The sequence below is a fragment of the Collinsella sp. AM28-11LB genome (assembly GCF_003469895.1).
Lineage (GTDB): Bacteria > Actinomycetota > Coriobacteriia > Coriobacteriales > Coriobacteriaceae > Collinsella.
Genome location: NZ_QSKJ01000019.1, coordinates 1 through 4,166, shown reverse-complemented (window position 1 = coordinate 4,166; position 4,166 = coordinate 1). Strand labels below are relative to the sequence as shown.

Sequence of the window (4,166 nt, the reverse complement as noted above, 5' to 3'; positions counted from 1 at the left end):
TGGTCGAAGTGCATGATCTCGATCTTCTCGGTCTCCTTCATGTGTGTCCTCCCATCACATGTGCGCGATTCTATACATCGCGCTTCTTGCTGATACCAATTATAGCCATACGATTGCTCATTATTTAATACCAATCTAAACTCACGCAGATTTACGGCGAACGGTCGGTTTCCTCGCCCGAGTGGTATTACAACGCCATTAGTTGTCTAATTCGAGAAGCACTGCAACGAACACTCCGCAACTCGCCACCTAAAACTACGTTGCGCCAAACCCGCTCTAGTGTTTCCGGCGCAACCCCGCAGTTCGGTTATTCGGCTTCCATCTCTGCTATCACACGACGATACATATCGATAACCTGAGTTGTCGCCTTAGACGGATCCTGATAGTAGCGGCCGTCACACGTCTCGGCCGAGGCATAGCCCGTATAGCCGTGGCGCATGAGCGCCTCGAGGTCGGCACGCATATCGCGCTCGCCGTCGCCCCAGGCAAGATGCGTCGTGCCGCCGCCGACATCCACAAAGTGGGTGTGGACGATCTTGTCGCCCAGGACCTCAAAGTAGCCGTCGATTGTGTCGCCGGCAACTTCCATGGCGCCAAAGTCGATACAAGCCTTCAGGTTGGGACGATCGACCGCCTCGAGGATGCGCGCGACGTCCTGCGCGGTGTTGACCAGCACGGACTCCGACGGCTGCAGCGCCTCGAGCGCAACGCGAATGCCGCGCGTATCGGCATAGTCGCATACCGAACGCAGCATGGCAACGCTGCGGGCCCAGGCGTCCTCAGCCGGCTCGTCCAGATAGGCCCAACCACTCGTCACCAGAATCTGCGGCGCACCCAGCTCAACGGCAACGTCAATGACATTCTTAAAGTACGAGAGTATGCGCTTTTGGCCCGCCTCACCACGCACCGCGACATTCCACGGCTTGGGGTTGTTCTGCTCGGGGCACACGCACACGATCTTGATGCCGTACTGGGCGGCAAGATCGCGAATCTTATCCACCGAATCGTGCTCGTGGCAATCCACATACAGGTGCATCGAGCCAGTCCACAGCTCGATATTGCGATAACCCGCCTCGCCTGCAGCCTTAAAGAACGTCTCGATGCTGTAGTAACGATGGTTGATGTTCATGAGCGAAAGCTCGGGTACGGCCATAGTCCTCCCCTTTCGTACGGGCTTTTAAAAAACAGGGGGCTGCCGCACATGCGACAAGCCCCCAAAGATCGACGCAACCGTTAGACGCGATGGAAGCGCGATTTAAACATATTAGGCAAGCACGCCAAAGAAGGCACCGATGATGCCGATGACCATGGTGCAGAGAATCAGGACCATCGGGTTGATCTTCTTGGAGAGCAGCCAGTAGTAAATCCAGAAGGCGGCCATGCCGAGCATGCCGGGCATGATGCCGTCCAGGATGTCCTGGAGGGTCTGGGCGGAGTCGCCCTGACCGATGGCGACGGGCAGCGAAGCCCAGAACATGTCCTTGCTCATGGCGCCGACCACCATGACGCCGACGATGCCGACGCAGGCCATGATCTTTTGCATCAGACCGGTCTTCTGAGCCTCGTTGAGGAAGCCAATGCCCAGTTCATAACCCTTGATAGCGCCAAAGATACGAATCAGGAACGCCGGGATGTTATAGATGAGCAGGAAGGCGATGGGGCCAAAGGCGTTGCCGGCCTGGCACAGGCTGATGCCCACGGCAGCGGCAACAACGCGCAGGGTGGACAGGAAGAAGGAGTCACCCAGACCGGAAAGCGGGCCCATGAGGGCGGCCTTGATGTCGTTGACGCTCTCGGGCTCAACCTCGCCGCGAGCGACCTTCTCTTCCATGGCCATCGCGATGCCGCCCACGAAGGGAGCGAGCTGCGGGGTGATGTTGAAGAATGCGCTGTGACGGTGCAGGGCCTCGGCGTAATCGTCGGGACGGCCGGCATAGATCTTCTTGAGCATGTTGGCGACCATCAGGCAGAAGGCAATGTTCATCTGCTTGTAGTAGGTCCAGGAGAACTCCATGCCCAGAGCGCCGGTGCTCAGAGAGCTCTTAATGAGGTCGGAGCGAGTAATCTGGTTCTCGGAATTAGAAGTCATCGTCCTCATCCCCTTCCACAGAAAGCTGGGGCTGGGCGCCACCAAGGCCCAGCAGGTCGAACTTGTTGATGCCGATGATGATTGCGATCAGAGCGACACCGAGGACGGGCACGTTGGCATAGGAGCACATCAGGAAGCCCAGGAAGTAGAACGGCACGAGCTGCTTGGTAAGCACCAGACGACCGAGCATTGCGAAGCCCATGGCAGGCAGGATGTTGGCTGCGACGCCAAAGCCATCAAGGACAAACGTCGGGATGAAGTCGAGTAGACCCTGAACGGCGTCAGCGCCAAGATAGAAGGAGACGGAGCACAGGAAGAAGGCCAGGGCGACAATCACAAGACCGATAACCCAGTGCATAGCGTAGATACCCTTGAGGTTACCCTTGCTGGCAAAGACGTCGGCGCGGTCGACCAGAAGGGGCATACCGGCGTTGATGACGTTCTTGATGGCCAGGCACAGGGTGGCGATGGGCATCGCGAGCGCGATAGCGGCCTCAGTGCTCTGGCCCAGCTGAATAGCGAAGGCGCAAGCGAGCACGCCGCCAATCGTCTCATCAGGTGGCACGTAAGCGCCGATGGCAATAGAACCCATGAAGAGCAGCTCGAGGCTCGCGCCGATGGCGAGGCCGGACTGCAGGTCCCCGAGGACTATGCCGACGAGCGGGCACAGAACGATCGGGCGGAACGCATAGAGCGTACCGAGCTGATAATCGAGCTTACCGAAAGCAGCGATAAGTCCGATGAGGATCGCTTGAACAAGCATTGTTCCTCCTTTTGATCCCTCTTGGATCCGGTCGGCGATTCCCGACTTGTCAGCGCGCCCTTTTCCATGCCGACAATCGCCTAGGCAGATCCAGCTTGTACCGGCGTGCTGTTAACACCTAAACCGGTACAAATGATTTCATACCAATTATATAGTCATGCAGAAACTATTTAATACCAATCGCTCAACGGGCAGGTACTTCCGGTGAACGGTAGGTGGACTACCGGGTAAAGCGTTTATCCGCTACTCCACGGATAGGGCAGCACCATGCGTGCCGCCCCGTGGTCCCAAGTTACAGGACACTCATAGCGTCGACCTTGGGGTCATCGGCCAGAGCGCGAATCTCGACCTCGACACCACGACCGACGAGCTCGCGGATTTCCTCTTCCTCGGCGGCGGTCACAAAGACCTGACGCGAAACCTGGCGGGCGTCGGGACGCTGTTCGTCCTTGGACTTGGTGTTGCCCAGGTTGATCGAGGTAATCTGCGGGCAGCCGTCGGCAAGCTGCTTGGCCTCGGCGATGCTGGCGACGCAGATGATCATCTTGTACTTATCAGTGACACCAGAGTTAATTGCCTCGATGGCGTGTTCCATGTCCTTGATGACGAGCTTGGCGTTGGCCGGCTTGCCCATCTTGAGCGTGGTCTTCCAAACGGGATCGTTGGCAACCTTGTCGCCGACGCAGAAGATGCAGTCGGAGCCCAGGCCCTGGACCCAAGAGACGGCCACCTGGCCATGAAGCAGACGATGGTCGACGCGAAGCAGTTGAATCATGATTGACCCCCAAAGGTCTCATGCCGGAAACCCGGCCCCATTAATAGCAGGCGGAGACTAGAACTCTTCCTCGTCATCCGCATCGGTCAGCAGATCGTTGACAAACTTGACGCGCGTGTCGTCAGCCGCGATTATCTCGCGGATAACCTGATCGGCGGGAGCCTCCTGGTCCGAGAACAGTAGCTGGATCAGCAGCGGCAGGTTCATGTTGGCGACAAGGTAGGTGTTGGGACGCGTCTGAACGATCTTGGTGAACTCGTTGTTGACGCTACCGCCAAACAGGTCGGTGCACACGATCACGTCATCGGCAGGGTCGATGGTCGCCAGCAGCTTTGCGGCCTCCTCGGCGACGTCGGTGCGACCGTCGACAAACATCGATAGATCGTGAACGTTATCGCGCGCGCCCGAGAGCAGCTCGGTGCTCTCTTTAATGCCGGTCGCAAAATGCGCGTGGCTGGCGAAGATGTATTGCCTCATTACAGTTTCCCCCAAATGGAATTAGTAGTCGAACTGGTGGTAGTAGCGGCGGTACTTGAGGT

Annotated in this window: 5 protein-coding genes; all 5 read right to left on the bottom strand. The window is 57.8% G+C overall.

Features of this window, described 5'->3' with window-relative positions:
• Positions 1–307: 307 nt before the first annotated feature.
• Positions 308–1,153: a sugar phosphate isomerase/epimerase gene (locus DW732_RS09625; protein WP_055252639.1), complete on the bottom strand. Its 846-nt coding sequence runs from the start codon at positions 1,151–1,153 to the stop codon at positions 308–310.
• 111 nt (positions 1,154–1,264) lie between these two features.
• Positions 1,265–2,089 (bottom strand): PTS system mannose/fructose/sorbose family transporter subunit IID, encoded by an 825-nt coding sequence (locus DW732_RS09620; RefSeq protein ID WP_369831513.1) that lies wholly within the window; start codon positions 2,087–2,089, stop codon positions 1,265–1,267.
• Positions 2,079–2,852 carry a PTS sugar transporter subunit IIC gene (locus DW732_RS09615; protein WP_117636066.1) on the bottom strand — a complete coding sequence of 258 codons (774 nt, stop codon included), beginning with the start codon at positions 2,850–2,852 and terminating at the stop codon, positions 2,079–2,081. The genes DW732_RS09620 and DW732_RS09615 overlap by 11 nt, the downstream gene beginning before the upstream one ends.
• Before the next feature lie 292 nt (positions 2,853–3,144).
• Entirely contained in the window at positions 3,145–3,627 is a 483-nt protein-coding gene (locus tag DW732_RS09610) for a PTS sugar transporter subunit IIB (RefSeq protein ID WP_117636067.1), read from the bottom strand.
• 57 nt (positions 3,628–3,684) lie between these two features.
• Entirely contained in the window at positions 3,685–4,104 is a 420-nt protein-coding gene (locus DW732_RS09605; RefSeq protein WP_117636068.1) for a PTS sugar transporter subunit IIA, read from the bottom strand.
• Positions 4,105–4,166: the final 62 nt, after the last annotated feature.